General features: G+C 60.4%; 19 protein-coding genes. 5 read left to right on the top strand and 14 right to left on the bottom strand.

The features are described from left to right. Window positions 1–14: 14 nt before the first annotated feature. Both TU84_RS16260 and TU84_RS16255 read right to left on the bottom strand, forming a co-directional pair. Window positions 15–752: a CbtA family protein gene (locus TU84_RS16260; RefSeq protein ID WP_082148739.1), complete on the bottom strand. Its 738-nt coding sequence runs from the start codon at window positions 750–752 to the stop codon at window positions 15–17. Between the two features lie 15 nt (window positions 753–767). Continuing rightward, complete coding sequence (locus TU84_RS16255) at window positions 768–980, bottom strand: CbtB domain-containing protein (RefSeq protein ID WP_048370696.1); 213 nt, start codon at window positions 978–980, stop codon at window positions 768–770. Window positions 981–1,357: 377 nt separating this feature from the next. On the opposite strand from TU84_RS16255, the gene TU84_RS16250 reads away from it, so the two are divergent. Then, complete coding sequence (locus tag TU84_RS16250; RefSeq protein ID WP_048370694.1) at window positions 1,358–1,816, top strand: REP-associated tyrosine transposase; 459 nt, start codon at window positions 1,358–1,360, stop codon at window positions 1,814–1,816. A 33-nt stretch (window positions 1,817–1,849) separates the two neighbouring features. Here TU84_RS16250 and TU84_RS16245 read toward each other — a convergent pair whose 3' ends face one another. The 7 genes from TU84_RS16245 to TU84_RS16215 all read right to left on the bottom strand — a co-directional run bounded on the left by TU84_RS16245 (window position 1,850) and on the right by TU84_RS16215 (window position 9,280). Next, window positions 1,850–3,166, bottom strand: coding sequence for an MFS transporter (locus TU84_RS16245; protein WP_048370692.1), 1,317 nt, complete (start codon window positions 3,164–3,166; stop codon window positions 1,850–1,852). A 49-nt stretch (window positions 3,167–3,215) separates the two neighbouring features. Next, window positions 3,216–4,442: a sugar MFS transporter gene (locus TU84_RS16240; protein WP_048370690.1), complete on the bottom strand. Its 1,227-nt coding sequence runs from the start codon at window positions 4,440–4,442 to the stop codon at window positions 3,216–3,218. A gap of 154 nt (window positions 4,443–4,596) precedes the next feature. After that, window positions 4,597–5,373, bottom strand: coding sequence for an L-fucose dehydrogenase (locus tag TU84_RS16235; RefSeq protein ID WP_048370688.1), 777 nt, complete (start codon window positions 5,371–5,373; stop codon window positions 4,597–4,599). Next, window positions 5,370–6,233: an amidohydrolase family protein gene (locus tag TU84_RS16230; RefSeq protein ID WP_048370686.1), complete on the bottom strand. Its 864-nt coding sequence runs from the start codon at window positions 6,231–6,233 to the stop codon at window positions 5,370–5,372. Before TU84_RS16230 ends, TU84_RS16235 begins: the two co-directional genes overlap by 4 nt. A gap of 33 nt (window positions 6,234–6,266) precedes the next feature. After that, window positions 6,267–7,544, bottom strand: a complete 1,278-nt coding sequence (locus tag TU84_RS16225; protein ID WP_048370685.1) for an L-fuconate dehydratase — start codon at window positions 7,542–7,544, stop codon at window positions 6,267–6,269. Window positions 7,545–7,557: 13 nt separating this feature from the next. Beyond that, window positions 7,558–8,406, bottom strand: a complete 849-nt coding sequence (locus TU84_RS16220; protein WP_048370683.1) for a fumarylacetoacetate hydrolase family protein — start codon at window positions 8,404–8,406, stop codon at window positions 7,558–7,560. A gap of 133 nt (window positions 8,407–8,539) precedes the next feature. After that, entirely contained in the window at window positions 8,540–9,280 is a 741-nt protein-coding gene (locus TU84_RS16215; RefSeq protein WP_048370679.1) for an SDR family oxidoreductase, read from the bottom strand. Window positions 9,281–9,548: 268 nt separating this feature from the next. Here TU84_RS16215 and TU84_RS16210 point away from each other — a divergent pair, with 268 nt between their 5' ends. Beyond that, complete coding sequence (locus TU84_RS16210) at window positions 9,549–10,310, top strand: FadR/GntR family transcriptional regulator (RefSeq protein ID WP_048370678.1); 762 nt, start codon at window positions 9,549–9,551, stop codon at window positions 10,308–10,310. On the opposite strand, the gene TU84_RS16205 is transcribed toward TU84_RS16210, so the two are convergent. After that, on the bottom strand, window positions 10,304–10,570 hold the full coding sequence (locus tag TU84_RS16205) for a hypothetical protein (RefSeq protein ID WP_048370819.1): 267 nt from the start codon (window positions 10,568–10,570) through the stop codon (window positions 10,304–10,306). The two genes, TU84_RS16210 and TU84_RS16205, sit on opposite strands and share 7 nt — an antisense overlap. Window positions 10,571–10,842: 272 nt before the next feature. On the opposite strand from TU84_RS16205, the gene TU84_RS16200 reads away from it, so the two are divergent. Beyond that, on the top strand, window positions 10,843–12,186 hold the full coding sequence (locus TU84_RS16200) for an MFS transporter (RefSeq protein ID WP_048370676.1): 1,344 nt from the start codon (window positions 10,843–10,845) through the stop codon (window positions 12,184–12,186). A gap of 63 nt (window positions 12,187–12,249) precedes the next feature. Here TU84_RS16200 and TU84_RS16195 read toward each other — a convergent pair whose 3' ends face one another. From TU84_RS16195 to flgA, 4 genes are all read right to left on the bottom strand, one after another. Beyond that, on the bottom strand, window positions 12,250–12,942 hold the full coding sequence (locus TU84_RS16195) for a flagellar brake protein (protein WP_153330132.1): 693 nt from the start codon (window positions 12,940–12,942) through the stop codon (window positions 12,250–12,252). 136 nt (window positions 12,943–13,078) lie between these two features. Then, window positions 13,079–13,546, bottom strand: coding sequence for a flagella synthesis protein FlgN (locus TU84_RS16190; RefSeq protein WP_048370672.1), 468 nt, complete (start codon window positions 13,544–13,546; stop codon window positions 13,079–13,081). Between the two features lie 49 nt (window positions 13,547–13,595). After that, window positions 13,596–13,925, bottom strand: coding sequence for a flagellar biosynthesis anti-sigma factor FlgM (flgM, locus tag TU84_RS16185; protein WP_048370670.1), 330 nt, complete (start codon window positions 13,923–13,925; stop codon window positions 13,596–13,598). Window positions 13,926–14,065: 140 nt separating this feature from the next. Further along, on the bottom strand, window positions 14,066–14,836 hold the full coding sequence (flgA, locus tag TU84_RS16180) for a flagellar basal body P-ring formation chaperone FlgA (protein WP_174479333.1): 771 nt from the start codon (window positions 14,834–14,836) through the stop codon (window positions 14,066–14,068). A gap of 75 nt (window positions 14,837–14,911) precedes the next feature. On the opposite strand from flgA, the gene TU84_RS16175 reads away from it, so the two are divergent. Together TU84_RS16175 and cheR are read left to right on the top strand one after the other, a co-directional pair. Continuing rightward, entirely contained in the window at window positions 14,912–15,844 is a 933-nt protein-coding gene (locus TU84_RS16175) for a chemotaxis protein CheV (RefSeq protein WP_048370668.1), read from the top strand. A gap of 45 nt (window positions 15,845–15,889) precedes the next feature. Next, window positions 15,890–16,717 carry a protein-glutamate O-methyltransferase CheR gene (gene cheR / locus TU84_RS16170; protein WP_048370666.1) on the top strand — a complete coding sequence of 276 codons (828 nt, stop codon included), beginning with the start codon at window positions 15,890–15,892 and terminating at the stop codon, window positions 16,715–16,717. The last annotated feature ends 195 nt before the right edge of the window (window positions 16,718–16,912 follow it).

Below are 16,912 nucleotides of genomic sequence, written 5' to 3'. Positions count from 1 at the left end.
GCTCCTACAGGGCTTTACGCTTTGTAAGGCTTGTTGGGCAGCAGCAAACGTTCGGCGACGACGCCGAAGATCAGGCCCAGTGCGGTCCACAGTACCGCTTGAATGCCCAGCGAGGCGACGCGAAATTTCCACAGCAGCAGGGCCGAGAAACCGTCCGGTGCTTCATTGAACGTCGGGAACAAAAAGCCTGCTATCGAGACAATCACCAGGTACAGCACCACGCCCTTGATCACGCCGTTCCACAGACCAGAGCTGGCGATGAATTTACGGCCTGCACTGACGGCAATGATCGCGGCGGCCAGCGACACCAGCAGCATCAGGAAGAACAACTGCGTGCGCTTGCCGATGGTGTCCGGGTTGCCCACCGCGGGCGGGTTGGCCGGATACACCAGCCCCGGCACCAGATACAGCACCACAAAGGCGGCCAGCGCCAGCAGTGCGGCCAGGCCACGCGGGCCGACGTTACCGACACGGCCCAGTGAGTACGCAAACACCAGGGCAAAAATGCCGCCCAGCGACACGCTGTACACCAGCACTCCGGTCAACAGACCGAAGGTGCTTTGCACTTCGCGGCTGACCAGCTCGGGTTCTTCTTCCTCGGCGTCACCGTGGGAGTGGGAATGGGACATGCCTTCTTCGAAGGCGATAGCGCGATCAATCTCGGGTTCGCCGAACACCTTGGCAAAGCTGAAGGCCAGCAGGCCGGCCAACAGACCGACAAGCATGCCCCTGACGAGTAAACGACCAGTCATGTGAAACCCCTCGGATCAGTGGCAGGGAAAGCCCAGCAGGTGGCGACCGTCGTGTACGAACTCGTGCACGTACATGCCCTTGAAGACGGCGGTGGCGCCTTGTTCAGCGCCGACGAAATAAATCGCCAGCAACAGCAACAGGCCCCCGAAAATCGCCCACGGCAATACATCGCGCAGGGGAATGGCAGGAATGGAGAGGTCAGAGTGAGTAGCAGCGTTAGAAACCATGATTACCTCTGGGATTACGCGTCCCGGCAAGAGTGCAAAGGCAAAGGAAGATCTGGCTCTCGGCAAGGTGCCGACTACAGTGGCGCGACCGCGTCGGATTCGGACCGACTTCTTTCCTTCGTAACATACTGAAACAACGCTGGCAGTGTACGCGCTTGGCCCGGGAAATACCCAGAGGAACCTTGTAACTCTAGTGGGAGCGGGCTTGCTCGCGATTCAGGCGACGCGGTGAACCTGCACTACCGCGTTGCTGCCATCGCGAGCAAGCCCGCTCCCACAGGGTGTTTGCAATACTGACATATGCGGTTAAACGATGACGGAGGGTACCGTGCATTCAGTGACTAGCCTTTGGATCTGTCGACTCATCGAGACGTTCTATGCCCTCGTTTCCTGCTTCCCACCGCCTGCGTCATGGTCGGTTCAGCGAGCCAAACCGCATCTACCTGCTGACGGCCAATACGCTCAATCGGGAACCTGTTTTCCTTGACTGGCGCGTCGGCAGGCTGGTTCTAGAGCAGTTGCGGAGCGCGCAAGAGCAAGGTTTCGTTGATTCGCTGGCATGGGTGGTAATGCCAGATCATTTTCACTGGCTGGTAGTGCTTCAGCGCAGCTCACTTGACCAATTGATGTGCCGTACCAAGTCGTTGAGTACAAGAGCTATCAATCAGGCCACCGGTCGAACAGGCAGTCGATGGCAGCAGGGCTACCATGACCATGCTTTACGCAATGAAGAGGACTTGAAGCGTGTGGCCCGTTATGTCATTGCGAACCCCTTGCGTGCAGGGCTGGTCAAGAGAGTGGGAGATTACCCTTTATGGGATGCCATATGGCTATGACCCCGTTCAAGCGTGCTCCCACCTCAGTGGTTGTCAGGCGGATGGCGCCACTTGGGCTGGGTCAATACGTTTACCCGGCTCACGGCCTTTTCTGGCCGAGCGCAACAACATCAACGTACCCAGCAGTGCCATGGCAGCGAGGAAGTACATGCCGGCATGGGTGCTGTCGAATTGCTGTTCGGCCCAGGTTTTAACCGTGGGTGCCAGGAAGCCGCCGAGGTTGCCCAGGGCGCCGATTACGGCGATCCCGCTGGCCGCGGCGGCGCCACTCAGAAAGCGCGTCGGCAAGGTCCAGAACAGCGGTTGCACGGTGATAAAACCGGCGGCCGCCAGGCAGAACGCGAGGATGACCAGCGGCAGGCTGGCGCTCAAGGTCGAACCGACCATGCCGACCGCAGCCAGGGCCAGCATCAGCGCGGCAAAGCGGGTTTGCAGGCCTTTGCGGTCGGCGTAGCGGGTGACCGCGTAGAGCACGATCACGGTGGCGATCCACGGGATGGACGTCAGCAGGCCGACTTCCAGGCCGATGCCGGTGCCGAGCAGTTCAGCGATGCGCGTCGGCAGGTAAAACAACACGCCGTACACGCTGACCTGGATGGTGAAGTAGATCAGGGTGAAGTACAGCACCGTCGGGTTGATCAGCGCCGAGCGCCAGGACGACGGTCCCGTATCGGCCTTGAGCAGGTGTTCTTTTTCCAGTTCGTGCTCGACCGCGGCTTTTTCTTGCTCGGTCAGCCATTTGGCCGTACGCGGTTTGTCCGTGAGGTAGAACAGCGCAAACACGCCGATGACCGAGGCGGCGAGGCCTTCGGTGACGAACATCCATTGCCAGCCGGTCAGGCCAAATTGCGCGCTTTCCAGCAGCCAGCCCGACACCGGGCCGCCGACCATCAACGACACCGGCACGCCGAAGTAGTAAATGCCGTAGGCGGCGCCGCGCTTGTTCTGCGGGAACCAGTAGGTCAGGTACAGCACCACGCCCGGCGACAGGCCCGCTTCGGCCACACCGAGCAAAAAGCGCAGGATGTAGAAGCTGGTTTCGTTGTGGGCAAACATCATGGCGGCCGACACCAGCCCCCAGGTGATCATGATCCGGCTCAGCCAGATGCGTGCGCCGACTTTGTGCAGCATCAGGTTGCTGGGCACTTCAAACACGGCGTAGCCGATAAAGAAAATGCCCGCGCCCAAGGCAAACGCGGCGTTGCTCAGGCCGGTGTCTGCCTGCAGGGCATGTTTGGCAAAGCCAATGTTGGAACGGTCAATGATCGCCATCGCGAACATCAAGGCGACAAAGGGCAGGATGCGCCAGCGAATCTTGCTGAGCGCCTGATTCAACACAGGATTGGACATGGGTGGCTCCGATTATTTTTTTTGTGGAGTTCAACAACAGGGACAGCGATTAACGGGCCCTCAAGGCGGAGCGGGCATAGGCCGCAACGATGACAAAACAGCCCATTGGCAACAGATACGCCACGGCGGTGGAGGAGTGGTCGGCGATCAGGCCCATCACGTAGGGCAGCAGGGCCCCGCCGACAATGGCCATGATCATGAACGAGCTGCCGCGCTTGGTATGCGCGCCGAGGTTTTTCACGCCCATGGCAAACAGGGTCGGGAACATGATCGACATAAAGAAGAAGGTCGCTACCAGCGCTACCACCGACACGCCTTCAACCCCCAGCACCACCACCGCGCACAGCGCCACGTTGATCAGTGCGTAAATCATTAACAGGCGCTGGGCATTGACGCGGCCCATCAGCCAGGTGCTGAAGAAGCGCCCAAACATGAAGCTGAGCATGGCCACCGAAAGCAGATACGCCGCTTGCTGGCTGCCCATTTGCGCCCAGTGCTCGGTGACGTAGTTGATAAAAAACGCCCCGACGCCGACTTGCGCGCCGACGTAAAAAAACTGGGTGATAACCCCGGTGACAAACTCGCGGTGTTGCCACAGGCCTTTATCACTCAGTTGCTGGGCCTGAACTTCTTGCTCGCGCAGGTCCGGCAGCGGGGTGCGGGCGATCAGCACGGCGACCAGCAGCACCAGCGAGGCAATCACCAGATAGGTCATTTGCAGCGACTGGGTGGTGTCGGTGCTGTTGGCACCACTGAAGAACAACGCACCGCCAATCAAGGGGCCAAAAAACTGCCCGAGGCCATTGAACGACTGCGCCAGGTTCAAGCGCCGCTCAGCCCCTGCGGGTGAACCCAGCACCGTGGCATACGGGTTGGCAGCGGTTTCGAGGCAGCCCAGGCCGCAGGCAATCACAAACAGCGCGAACAAAAAGAACTGAAAGCTTTGCGCGGCCGCGGCGGGCATGAACAGCAGGGCGCCGCAGGCATACAGGCACAGGCCGAGCAGAATGCCCGCCTTGTAGCCGTACTTGTCCATCAAGAAACCGGCGGGCAGGGCGATCAGAAAATAGGCGCCGAAGTACGCACTTTGCAGCAAGCCGGACTGGGCCTTGCTGACGTGCAGGGTTTCCTGGAAGTGCTTGTTGAGCACGTCCAGCAAGCCATACGACAACCCCCAGAGAAAGAACAGGCAGGTCACCAGAATCAGTGCCCAGCGGTAAGACGTCACCGCCTTGGTAAAGGGCGGCGCGGCGACGTTCGAGTGCTTGAGTGACATGACGCATCTCCTTCTTATTGTTGTGAGCGACTTGCATGGATCATTTCTTGTGGGAGCGGGCTTGCTCGCGATGGCATCTGTGCGGTGGATCAGGCAGCGCGCGTCGCCTGTATCGCGAGCAAGCCCGCTCCCACAGGGTCAGTGCATGGTTTGCTCATGTCAGTGCCCGGTCCAGGTGGGTGTAGCCGCCGTCGACCACCAGCCATTGCCCGGTGGTGTGGGAGGCGCGGGGGGATAACAGGAACAGCACGCTGTCGGCGATTTCTTCTGAAGTAGTCATGCGCTGGCCGAGGGGGATTTTCTCGACGATGCTCGCCAGCTTGGCGTGCGGGTCGTCGAAGCTGTTGATCCAGCGCTCGTACAGCGGGGTCATGACTTCGGCCGGGATGACCGCGTTAACCCGTACGCCATCGGCCAGCAACGAGGTGGCCCACTCGCGGGTCAGCGACAGTTGCGCGCCTTTGGCGGCGGTGTAGCCGCTGGTGCCGCCCTGGCCGGTGAGGGCGGTTTTGGAGCTGATATTGACGATGGACCCACGGCTGGCCTTGAGCGCGTCGACGCACAGGTGGGTCATGAGGTAGTAGTGGATGAGGTTTTTTTCCAGCGACTCGACAAAGGCCGAGCGCCCGGCGTCCAGGCCCACGCTGTCATTGACACCGGCATTGTTGACCAGCCCGTCGATGCGCCCGAAGCGGTGCAGTACGCTGGCGACGGCGGCGCGGCAGGCGTCTTCGTCGCGCAGTTCGACCTGTATAAACAGGCTTTGTGCGCCGCGTTGATCCAGTTGTCGGGCCAGTTCATCTGACAGCGGGCTGTGGCCGAAAATCACCGGGATCGCGCCTTCATCGGCCAGCCCCAGAGAAATCGCGGCACCAATGCCGGAGCCGCCGCCGGTGACGATAAAGACCTTGTCTTGCAGATGCAGATTCATCGTGTCACTCCTTCAAGCCCGTAGATGGAGCAGGCGTTGGCGCCCCAAATCGCCGCTTGTTCAGCGGCGCTCAAGTGCTGCAACACGCTGTCGACCAGGGTGTGGGTGGTGCGGTAATCGCTGGCCAGCAGGCACACCGGCCAGTCGGAACCGAACATCAAGCGTTCAGGGCCAAACAGGTGCAGTGCGGTGTCCAGGTACGGGGTCAGTTGCTCGGGCTGCCAGTGCTGCCAATCGGCCTCGGTCGCCAGCCCCGACAATTTGCAACTGACATGCGCCAATGCGGCCAGCGGCGCCAGTTGCTCGGCCCATTGGCGCAGGTTGTTGGCCTGCACGTTTGGCTTGGCGAGGTGGTCGAGCACCAGGTGATGCTGGTCATGGCGCTGGCACAACTGCGTTGCGGCGCTCAGGTCGCAGGCCTTGATCAGCACTTCATAGACCTTGCCTTGGCGCTGTAACGTCGCCAGGCCACGGTTGAAATCGGCCCGTTGCATGAACTCGGCAGGCGCGGGTTCGTCTTGCAACTGATGACGAAACCCGCGCAGCACCGAGGCCTGCGCCCAGCGTTCCAGCGAGTGTTCAAGGTCGGCGGCGCACAGGTCGACCCAGCCCACCACGGCGCGAATCCACGGGTATTGCCCGGCCAACTGCAACAGCCAGTCCGTCTCGCTTTCGCAGGCGCGGGCTTGCACGGCAATGCAGCCGTCGAGCCCGGCCTGATCGAGCAAGGGGCGCAGGTCGTCGGGCATAAAGTCGCGGCGCAGGCCGGGCATGTCGTGGCTGATCCACGGGTAACCGGCTGCGTCATATCGCCAGAAGTGCTGATGCGCATCCAGGCGTGGTGGCTGTGTGGACGACATTGTTGTTGTACTCCGTCCCTTCAAAACGCTGGTTTAGCCCCGGTAGCGGTACTGCTCGCGGGAGGCGGCTTTCATCTGGATCGAGAAGCCCGGCGCCTGTGGCGGCATGTAGGCGGCGTCGCGGATCACGCAGGGGTCTTCGAAGTGTTCGTGCAGGTGGTCAACAAACTCCACCACGCGGCCTTCATGGGTGGCGGCGATGCACAGGTAGTCGATCATCGACAGGTGCTGCACGTACTCGCACAGGCCCACGCCACCGGCATGCGGGCAGACCGGCAAGTTGTATTTGGCGGCCATCAGCATGACGGCCAGCACTTCGTTGACCCCGCCCAGGCGGCAGGCGTCGATCTGCACCACGTCGATCGCTTCGCGCATGATCAGTTGCTTGAAGACGATGCGGTTCTGGCACATTTCGCCGGTGGCGACCTTGACCGGGCTGACGCCCAGGCGGATTTTGCGGTGGCCTTCGACGTCGTCCGGGCTGGTCGGTTCTTCGATAAACCACGGCTGGGCGAACGACAGTTCACGTACCCAGTCAATGGCCGCGTCGACTTCCCAGACCTGGTTGGCGTCGATCATCAGCTTGCGGTCCGGACCGATCACTTCGCGGGCAATGCGCACGCGGCGGATATCGTCTTGCAGGTCGTGGCCGACTTTTAATTTGATGTGCGAGAAGCCCGCGTCGACGGCTTCCTGGCACAAGCGGCGCAGCTTCTCGTCGGCGTACCCCAGCCAACCGGCCGAGGTGGTGTAGCACGGGTAACCTTTAGCTTCGAGCAGGGCCAAACGCTCGGCTTTTCCGTGGGCGCGCTCGCGCAGCAGGGTCAGGGCTTCGTCGGGGGTGATGCAGTCGGTGATGTAACGAAAATCAATGCAACGCACCAGTTGCTCGGGGCTCATGTCGGCCACCAGACGCCACACCGGCTTGCCTTCGGCCTTGGCCCAGAGGTCCCAGGCGGCATTGACCACCGCGCCGGTGGCCAAGTGGATGGCGCCCTTGTCCGGGCCGATCCAGCGCAGCTGGCTGTCGCTGGTCACGTAGCGCCAGAAGCGGCCCATGTCTTCGGCGATCCACTCAAGCTTGAGGCCGACCATCAGGCCCGCGAGGGCCTTGATCGAGGCGCAGCAGATCTCGTTGCCACGGCCGATGGTGAAGGTCAGGCCGTGGCCTTCGAGGTTCGGGGTGTCGGTTTCGAGGATGACGTAGGCCGCGGAGTAATCCGGGTCCGGGTTCATCGCGTCCGAGCCGTCCAGCGATTGCGAAGTGGGGAAGCGAATGTCTTCAACCCGTACAGCAGTAATGGTAGTCATGGCGTTCTCCGGCTTATTCGGCGTCGACGGTGCGTTGGTTTTGTTCACCCAGGCCGCTGATGCCCAGGCGGATGTGCTGGCCCGCACGCAGGTACACAGGGTCTGGTTTGATGCCCAGGCCAACGCCGGGCGGGGTGCCGGTAGAGATCACGTCGCCGGGTTGCAGGCTCATGAACTGGCTGAGGTAGCTGACGATTTTAGGGATCTGGAAAATCATCGTGCGCGTGTTGCCGTTCTGGTAGCGCTTGCCGTCGACTTCCAGCCACAGGTCGAGCTGGTGCGGGTCGGCGATTTCATCGCGGGTCACCAGCCATGGGCCGAGCGGGCCGAAGGTGTCGCAGCCTTTGCCTTTGTCCCAGGTGCCGCCCAGTTCCAGCTGGAACTCGCGCTCGGACACATCGTTGATCACGCAATAGCCGGCCACGTGTTCCAGCGCGTCGCTTTCGCTGATGTAGCGGCCGCCTTTGCCGATGACCACACCCAGCTCGACCTCCCAGTCGGTCTTGCGGGAATTACGCGGGATTTCGACGTTGTCGTTCGGGCCGACGATGGCGCTGGTCCACTTGTTGAACACCACCGGCTCAGCGGGAATGGCCGCACCGGTTTCAGCGGCGTGGTCGGCGTAGTTGAGGCCGATGCAGATGAACTTGCCGACCTGGCCGACGCATGCGCCGATCCGTGGCGAGCCTTGGACGAGCGGCAGGGTGGCCGGGTCGATGTCTTGCAGGCGAGCAATGCTTTGCGGGCTGAGGGTGTCGCCTGCGATATCCGTGACCACTGCGGACAAGTCACGCAGATCACCGTTGTTATCGAGCAGAGCGGGACGTTCCTGGCCTTTTTCGCCGTAGCGCAGCAGTTTCATAAAGAGTCCTCGAAATAGGTAATCACATGTGTGGGAGCGGGCTTGCTCGCGATTGCCTCAGCGCAATGCTTCAGACAAACCGAGTCGCCAGCATCGCGAGCAAGCCCGCTCCCACACAGTCAAAAAAGGGCTGTCAGTTGCTCCAGCCGCCATCAATGATTTGTGCGGTGCCGGTGGTGAAGCCGCTGGCGCTTGAGCCCAGGTACAGGGCCAATTGGGCGATTTCTTCGGCGGTGCCGATGCGGCCCATGGGTTGGCGCGCGGCGAAGGCGGCATACACCTCGTCCACGCTGCGGCCTTCGCGTTCGGCTTGCTCGCGGATGCGCTGGCGCAGGGAAGGGGAGTCAACGGTGCCGGGGCAGATGGCGTTGCAGCGGATGTTCTGGCTGACAAAGTCCGCGGCGACAGAACGGGTCAGGCCGATCACCGCGCCTTTGCTGGCGCAGTAAGCAAAGCGGTTAGGCACGCCTTTGACGCTGGAGGCCACCGAGGCCATGTTGATGATCGAGCCGCCGCCGTTGCTGAGCATGCCCGGCAAAAAGGCGCGGATCATGCGGTACATGGCGGTGACGTTGAGGTCGAGGGCGAAGTTCCAGTCTTTTTCGCTGCACTCCAGGATGTTGCCGCTGTGCACCACGCCTGCGCAGTTGAACAGCACATCCAGCGGGCCAAGCTCGTTGGCCAGGCGCTCAATGGCGGCGGCATCGGTGACGTCCAGAACAATTTTGTGAGCGCCTGTAAGAGCCTCAAGGGCGCCAGCATTGATGTCGGCGGCGAAGACTTCGGCGCCAGCGGCGAGGTATGCCTGGACACTGGCGTGGCCAATGCCTTGGGCTGCGGCCGTGATCAGCACGCGTTTGCCGGAAAGATCCATGGGTACTCCGTAACGATGTGATTGTTTTTATTGTTGGCCTGAACCCTTCGCCATTGTGTCTTTTGGACTAATGGTCAGGCCATTGCGGGCGTAGCAACTGGCAAAACGACGCAGCGTCGGGATACGTTTTTAGCTATGATCGCTGTACGTTATCCATCCAATGGTCAGGCCATTGAACCTTTTTTAGCATGCACCTCACGCTTCAACAAGTGACTTTTTTTTCAAAAAGCGCTCGCGAGCCGTTGCACAGACCAGAGCCAATTTCACGATGCCATTCCAAGTTATTGATAACCAAAGACTTTATCGGCAGATCGCCGATCAGTTGCGGGCCTTGATCGACAGCGGTGAATTCCCGCCGGGCAGTCGGCTACCCGCCGAACGCGAATTGGCCAAGTTATTGGGCGTGAGCCGGGCATCGGTGCGTGAAGCAATGATTGCCCTGGAAGTGATCGGCCTGGTGGATGTGCGCGTCGGCAACGGTGTGTTGGTGTGTGAGCCGCCGGTGCAGGCGGTGTCCAATGAGCCGGTGATGGCCCAGGCCACCCGTGACCAATGGCGCGAGCTGGACCCGGAGCTGGGCATTGCCGTGGATTTCAGTGCCGAGATCCCGCCGTTCGCCTTGCTCCAGGCGCGGCGCTTGATCGAGCCTGAAGCGGCGGCGTTGGCGGCCGTGAACGCCAGCGATGAAGAACTCGCCGGGATCCGCGAAGCGTTTGAGCGCAATGTGCAAGACAACCGCGAGGGTTCGCACACGCACCCCGGCGACCGCTTGTTTCATATCCGCATTGCCCAGGCGTCGGACAACCCGGCCTACGCATTGATGATTCAGCACTTGCTGGGGCACAGCTACGGCAGCATGTTCCAGCGCCTGCAAAGCCACTACACCTCAGATGACATGCCGCACCGCTCGGAGGACGAGCACCGGCGCGTGCTTCAGGCACTGGAGCAACATGACCCGCAGGCGGCGCGTCAGGCCATGGCTGAGCATCTGGATGAAGTGATCCGCATCTTCAGCCGCAACGCTCAGTAAGGCTCAACTTCCAGCCAGGACTCGGTGACGCGGCGGTCGAGTGCCTCAAAATCGGCCATGCCGATCACGCGGGTGGTGTTGAGGCCGCGCAGGTAGCCTTTAAGCTCATGGGCCATGGCATGCAACTTCTCGGCGTCGGCAGGTTCAGCATGCAACGCGTGCTCGTACAAGGTCAGGTAGTCGTCTACACGGTCGCGGTACTCAGGCAGTACCGCTTCACGGATCAGGTCGAAGGTTCGCAATTTTTGATTTTTATTCAAGTGGCACCCTTTGTCGGTTGAGGGGCTGCTGTTTTGGTTGATCGCGGCTTGAATGTATCTCACGTCCGGGGGTGGTATCCAGAGGTGGGTAACGGGGAGGTGCTGGAGGGTTTGAGAAACGGGTTGCGCTGCAACCCTTCGCAGCCTGCGGCAGCGACTACTTGTTTTTTTGAAGGTGTACTGCGTATTTTGGTGGCTTGGGCTTAGTCGTTCAGGTCGCCACTGCCTGTTTGAATCCATGGACCATGCACAAGGAGCCGTACGGAAAGCCAATGCGCCAAATCTGGAAGTCGTTTCGAGCGTTGTATTTTGCCTCGCTGATGATGTTGATCGGCTCAGGTTTGTTGAGCACCTACCTGGCGTTGCGCCTGGCTGCCGATGACGTCGACGGTTTATGGGTCGGTGCCTTGATGGCGGCCAACTATTTTGGTCTGGTGCTGGGCGGCAAGCTTGGGCACCGGCTGATTGCCCGCGTGGGGCATATCCGGGCGTACGCCACCTGTGCCGGGATCGTCGGCGCGGCGGTGTTGTGTCACGGTTTGACCGACTGGCTGCCGATCTGGCTGCTGCTGCGTCTGATCGTCGGCCTTGGCATGATGTGCCAGTACATGGTCATCGAGAGCTGGCTTAACGAGCAGGCCGACGCCAAACAGCGCGGCGTGGTGTTCAGCCTGTACATGATCGCCTCGTACCTGGGGCTGGTGCTCGGGCAACTGATTCTGGTGGTTCACCCGCAACTGGGCCTCGAACTGCTGATGCTCGTGGCTATGTGTTTTGCCTTGTGTCTGGTGCCGGTGGCCATGACCCGGCGCATCCACCCGGCGCCGTTGCGGCCCGCACCCATGGACCCTAAATTCTTTATCAAGCGGGTGCCGCAATCGCTGATCGCGGTGATGGGCGCAGGCCTGCTGATTGGTGCGTTCTACGGCCTGGCGCCGCTTTACGCCTCGCAGCAAGGGTTGTCTACCGAGCTGGTCGGTTGGTACATGGGTTGCTGTATTTTTGCCGGGTTGCTGGCGCAATGGCCGCTGGGCTGGTTGTCGGACCGCTATGACCGGCCACTGCTGATTCGCGTATTTGCGCTGTTGCTGTGTGCAGCGGCGTTGCCGCTGGCGATTTTCCCGCAGGTGCCTGTCGAGGTGCTGTTCGTGGCGGGGTTCTTGAGCGCGCTGCTGCAATTTTGCATCTACCCGCTGGCCGTGGCCTTCGCCAACGATCACATCGAAAGCGAGCGCCGGGTGTCGCTGACTGCCATGCTTCTGGTCACCTACGGCATTGGTGCCAGCGTCGGCCCGCTGGTGGCCGGGGTGCTGATGAAAGTGCTGGGCAGCCATATGCTGTATGCGTTTTTCAGCTTCACCAGCTTGATTCTGGTGTGGCGCATTCGTCCGAACGCGGTCACCAATTTGCACCAGGTCGACGACGCACCGCTGCAACACGTTGCCATGCCCGACAGCATGTCCACCTCGCCCTTGGCCGCAGCGCTTGACCCGCGGGTCGATGAGCAGGTGGTGCAGGAGCAAATGGTGGACGGGGTCGAGCCTGAGAGTGAGCCAGAAATTGAGCCTGAAGTAGCCCCGGAGTTCGGCGGCCCCGAGGTCGACCCCAAACTGTAGGAGCGAGCTTGCCTCGCGATCTTTTAAACATCAAAAGATCGCGAGCAAGATCAGGCCGGGCACTCAGTAAAAATCGTCATCCTTGTCGAACCGGCGGGCATCGCGCTGCAACTGGTAGACAAACCGTTCGACCTGGCGCTGAACCGCGCCGCTGATGTTGTGAAAGCGCATGCCGGCAAAGGTGATGTTCAGGCGCTCTTCGAAGTACAGATGGCGCAACTCGACCGGGGTGGTCATGTGGCCAAAGGGCAGGGCGGCGCTAAAGCGTTCGTACACCTGGCCCAGCTGGATGAGCTCGCTGATATCGCCCTCAAAACGCAATTTGCAGCCGGTGGCTGACACGTCCAGCAATTTGCCCTTGATCGCTTTGCCGAGCTTGTCGCCCGCCACGTTGACGTCCACCAGGTGCGCCAGTTTCAGGGCGGCGCGGAACGCATTACGGCGCTGGTGGTAGATCACTTCTTTGGGCAACGCGCCGTGATAGCAACGGTGCGGGCCGCTGTCGTCGATGCTCAGCGGGGTGTTGCATTCCCATGCAATGCGCACGCCGTCATGGAAACCTTCGACCCGAAATGGAATGCCCGCCGCCAGAAAACGCTCGCCGTCCCGTGGGACCATTTCGTCCAGGGTCATAAGCTGGTTGTCACGGTCCACATCCACCATGTAGCTCTGAAAACGTTGGGTACGGTCGTTGAAGGTGATGATCAGCGGGTCATGGCTCTCTTGCAGCATCCGCAAATTTGAGGCGATCTCCATCGGCGTCGTCAGCACCTTGGGCGGTTGCGGAGCATCTTGGGCATCTAGCACGGGTCGTCAATCTCCAGACAAAAAACGGCAACACGCAAAAAAAAGGGCATTCTGCCATCATGCTGCGGGTGTAGATAGTGCAGGCTCAGGCCTGGCTGTAAGCGCGGTGTTTGTTGAGGAGCGAGGTGGTGCCGCGCGCGTCATACAGCGAGGGTGTTTCGCCGCCGTGGAGGATGCGCAGTTGGTTGGCGGTGATCGCCTGTTGGGTCTGGATCGACTGGCCGTTCGCCTGGTTGGCGGCGTGGCACTGAGCCAGCAACTGGTTCAGCAACTCGCTTTGGCTGAGCAACTGATCGCCCACGCTTGAGTGGCTGGCAAGGCTTTCGAGGCCGCTGCGATTGGTAGGCAAGCCGAGGCTGGCAAGGATTTCGCTGCGTTTGCGGCCATGCTGCTCAAGCAAGATAACCAATGAATGCTTGCGCGCCAGAATGTTTTCCAGCAGCACCATGTCGCGCCCCTTGAGGGCGACAGACTCGTCCTGCAACAGGCCCAGCAGTTGCTCGGCAGGTGCCAGGTCGTCATTGATCAGTTGCAGCAGATTCTCGTCGTGCATGTCGGGCTCTAGGAATTAGGCGTCCAAAAGCCTGGCACCGGCCTTGGGCCTAGCGCTCGGCTTCGATATTCAGCAGTTTGCCGGCAACCTTGTTGCTGTCGACGGTGTAACTGCCCTCGGCAATGGCTTGTTTCAACGCGGCCACACGTTCTTTGTTGACCACTGGCTGATCGCGCAGCGAATCGCTGACTTTCTGCAACTGTTGAGCTTGCGGGCTCAGGTGCACAGATTCCCCGCTCGCGGCTTCGGTGCCGGTGTTTTCAGCGGTTTTGGCTGCAGGGGCCGCTTGCGTGGCGCTACCTGCTTCCTGGTTGGCATTGCTGCGCGTGCTGCCGGGCAGGGGCGGGGCGCTGTTGAGACGACTAAAGTCGATAACCATAACGAAAAACCTCTGGGTATTTGGACGCTTGCCTTGTTTTCGGCCAAACCCGAGAAAACTTTAGGCCCGATTAATCATAGCTTCACACAACGCTGTACTGATCTGTGTCAACGCCAGGCGTGACAAACACGCCAACCGCTCTACAACGCGACTTCAACCTGACCGGGCGCCGTCACACGGGCCTTGATGATCCGGTTTGAATTCAGGTTTTTAACCCGGATCTGCTCGCTGAGGCCGCCATCGGACAGCGCTTCGCCGGGCATTTTGACACTTAAAGTGCCACTGCGGGCACTGATAATCACGTGGTCACCCTTGCGCACTGTCGCGGCCTGCTCCAGGTGCGTGAGTGTCAGCACTTGGTCGGAGACCACCGGGCGCAGCAGTTTTTGCCCCACCGCCAGCTCCACGGCGGTGAGATACCCCTGGCTGATCAGGCCGACATCGCGCTCGCGCAAGGTCACATCACCATAGTCGATAATCGCCCCGCGCTTGAGTGGATGCGTGACCGTGACCACATCTCGGAATAACTTGACCTGTGCCGGTACAAAGATGGTCCACGGCGAGCTACCTTCACAGCGTACCCTGACCGTCACGCGGCCCATGGGCTGGGCAGGGCTTTCGAGGGTGGCTGTCAAATCCTTGTCGCAGTGCGCCAGGCGCACGCGCGGGTCCAGTTGATTGACCTGGATCTCGTAGCGGCCCTCAATTTGCCCCGTGGCCAAATAGTCTTCGACGGTGAACTCAAGAAACCCTTGGGTCACGCCGATAAGCTGGTCAGGTGAGGTAAATGTGTCGGCACCGGCAGGTGTGCCTACACTCAGCAGGCACCCGGCCGCGAGCAGGCGCAGTGCGCAGCGACGCAAGGGCTGATAGCGTGATCGGTGGCAGGTTTTTGTCGTTTTCGGCTTCATGGCGGATAAATAGCAAAGCCCGTGCCGTTTACCGGGCAGCGTGTCGCAACTTAACGATTTATAAAGGAGCTGAGTATGGCTGGGGTGATGGATGCGGTTAACCAGCGCACTCAACTGGTCGGGCAAAACCGCCTGGAGCTGTTGCTGTTTCGTCTGGGGGGGCCGCAGCTCTACGGGATCAACGTGTTCAAAGTCCGCGAGGTGCTGCAATGCCCCAAGCTGACCGTGATGCCCAAATCCCACCCGGTGGTGTGCGGCGTGGCCAGCATTCGCGGCGCAACCATCCCGATTCTCGATCTGGCGATGGCCACCGGTGCGGGGGCTCTGAGAGGCCATAGCAATCCGTTTGTGATCATCACCGAATACAACACCAAGACTCAGGGGTTTTTGGTGGGCGCGGTGGAACGCATCGTCAACATGAACTGGGAGGCCATCCATCCGCCACCCAAGGGCACCGGGCGTGACCATTATTTGACAGCTGTGACTCAACTGGACGATCAGTTAGTCGAAATCATCGACGTTGAAAAAGTGCTGGCTGAAGTGTCGCCCTCACCGGAAACCATCTCTCACGGTGTGGTGGACGTCGAGACCCAGGAAAAAGCCCTGTCGCTGCGGGTGCTGACCGTGGATGATTCGTCGGTGGCGCGCAAACAGGTTGCCCGTTGCCTGCAATCGGTCGGAGTTGAGGTGGTTTCACTCAATGACGGGCGCCAGGCGCTGGAGTACCTGCGCGCGATGGTCGAGCAAGGCAAAGACCCGGCGCACGAGTTTTTAATGATGATTTCGGACATCGAAATGCCCGAAATGGACGGCTACACCCTGACCGCCGAGATCCGTAACGATCCGCGGATGAAAGACTTGCACATCATTCTGCATACGTCGTTGTCCGGTGTTTTCAATCAGGCGATGGTCAAGAAAGTCGGCGCGGATGACTTTTTGGCCAAGTTCCGCCCTGATGACCTGGCATCCCGGGTTGTCGACCGGATCAAGGCAGCAGATCACAGCTAGGGGCGATGCCCATGGCGATCAATAGGTTTTTAGAGGCACGATCACTTGTCGACGGCTAATTTGGATTTTGAACAATTCCGGGTCTTCCTGGAAAAAGCCTGTGGCATTTTGCTCGGTGAAAACAAGCAATACCTGGTCTCCAGCCGTCTTAACAAACTGATGGAGCAGCAGGGGATCAAAACCCTGGGCGAGCTGATTCAGCGCATCCAGAGCCAGCCACGCAGCGGCTTGCGCGAGCAGGTGGTCGATGCCATGACCACCAACGAAACCCTGTGGTTTCGCGACACCTACCCCTTTGAAGTGCTGAAAAACAAAGTCCTGCCCGAGCTGATCAAGGCCCATACGGGCCAGCGCCTGCGCATCTGGTCGGCGGCATGCTCGTCGGGGCAGGAGCCGTACTCGCTGTCGATGGCGATTGATGAGTTCGAGCGCAGCAACCTGGGGCAACTGAAGGCGGGTGTGCAGATCGTCGCCACCGAGCTGTCCAGTTCTATGCTCAACATCTGCAAAAGCGGCGAATACGACAGCTTGGCCATCGGCCGCGGCTTGTCGCAAGAGCGTTTGCAGCGTTACTTCGAGCCTAAAGGCCCGGGCCGCTGGGTGATCAAGGCGCCGATCAAAAGTCGGGTCGAGTTCCGCCCTTTCAACCTGCTGGACAGCTACGCCGGATTCGGCAAATTCGACGTCGTGTTCTGCCGCAACGTATTGATCTACTTCTCGGCCGACGTGAAAAAAGACATCCTGCTGCGCATCCACAGCACCCTGAAACCGGGCGGTTACCTGTTTTTAGGTGCCTCCGAAGCGCTGAACGGTTTGCCGGACCACTACCAGATGGTCCAGTGCAGCCCTGGGATCATCTACCAGGCCAAATAAAACTGCCCCTGTAGGAGCGAGCTTGCCTCGCGATCTTTTGATCTTCTAAAAGATCGCGAGGCAAGCTCGCTCCTACAGGGGGGGGCCGTTCTCTGGACGGCAGAAAAGCGGCAGGCAGCGGAAATCCGTTGCCGCTTTTGGGCCGTTGCCGCTTTCCATCCCCCCCGCAAACCCTTGAAACACGGCCCTGCGCAA

Source organism: Pseudomonas helleri (assembly GCF_001043025.1).
GTDB lineage: Bacteria > Pseudomonadota > Gammaproteobacteria > Pseudomonadales > Pseudomonadaceae > Aquipseudomonas > Aquipseudomonas helleri.
Note: the sequence above shows the minus strand (reverse complement) of the source record. Positions and strands in the feature narration are given on the sequence as shown.

Coding starts and splice junctions, on each gene's coding strand:
- TU84_RS16235 (WP_048370688.1), bottom strand. CDS start 5,373: ATGAATCTGCATCTGCAAGACAAGGTCTTTATCGTCACCGGCGGCGGC.
- TU84_RS16210 (WP_048370678.1), top strand. CDS start 9,549: ATGCCATTCCAAGTTATTGATAACCAAAGACTTTATCGGCAGATCGCC.
- TU84_RS16255 (WP_048370696.1), bottom strand. CDS start 980: ATGGTTTCTAACGCTGCTACTCACTCTGACCTCTCCATTCCTGCCATT.
- TU84_RS16175 (WP_048370668.1), top strand. CDS start 14,912: ATGGCTGGGGTGATGGATGCGGTTAACCAGCGCACTCAACTGGTCGGG.
- TU84_RS16260 (WP_082148739.1), bottom strand. CDS start 752: ATGACTGGTCGTTTACTCGTCAGGGGCATGCTTGTCGGTCTGTTGGCC.
- TU84_RS16245 (WP_048370692.1), bottom strand. CDS start 3,166: ATGTCCAATCCTGTGTTGAATCAGGCGCTCAGCAAGATTCGCTGGCGC.
- TU84_RS16215 (WP_048370679.1), bottom strand. CDS start 9,280: ATGGATCTTTCCGGCAAACGCGTGCTGATCACGGCCGCAGCCCAAGGC.
- TU84_RS16200 (WP_048370676.1), top strand. CDS start 10,843: ATGCGCCAAATCTGGAAGTCGTTTCGAGCGTTGTATTTTGCCTCGCTG.
- TU84_RS16240 (WP_048370690.1), bottom strand. CDS start 4,442: ATGTCACTCAAGCACTCGAACGTCGCCGCGCCGCCCTTTACCAAGGCG.
- flgM (WP_048370670.1), bottom strand. CDS start 13,925: ATGGTTATCGACTTTAGTCGTCTCAACAGCGCCCCGCCCCTGCCCGGC.
- TU84_RS16250 (WP_048370694.1), top strand. CDS start 1,358: ATGCCCTCGTTTCCTGCTTCCCACCGCCTGCGTCATGGTCGGTTCAGC.
- flgA (WP_174479333.1), bottom strand. CDS start 14,836: ATGAAGCCGAAAACGACAAAAACCTGCCACCGATCACGCTATCAGCCC.
- TU84_RS16225 (WP_048370685.1), bottom strand. CDS start 7,544: ATGACTACCATTACTGCTGTACGGGTTGAAGACATTCGCTTCCCCACT.
- TU84_RS16230 (WP_048370686.1), bottom strand. CDS start 6,233: ATGTCGTCCACACAGCCACCACGCCTGGATGCGCATCAGCACTTCTGG.
- TU84_RS16220 (WP_048370683.1), bottom strand. CDS start 8,406: ATGAAACTGCTGCGCTACGGCGAAAAAGGCCAGGAACGTCCCGCTCTG.
- TU84_RS16195 (WP_153330132.1), bottom strand. CDS start 12,942: ATGGAGATCGCCTCAAATTTGCGGATGCTGCAAGAGAGCCATGACCCG.
- TU84_RS16190 (WP_048370672.1), bottom strand. CDS start 13,546: ATGCACGACGAGAATCTGCTGCAACTGATCAATGACGACCTGGCACCT.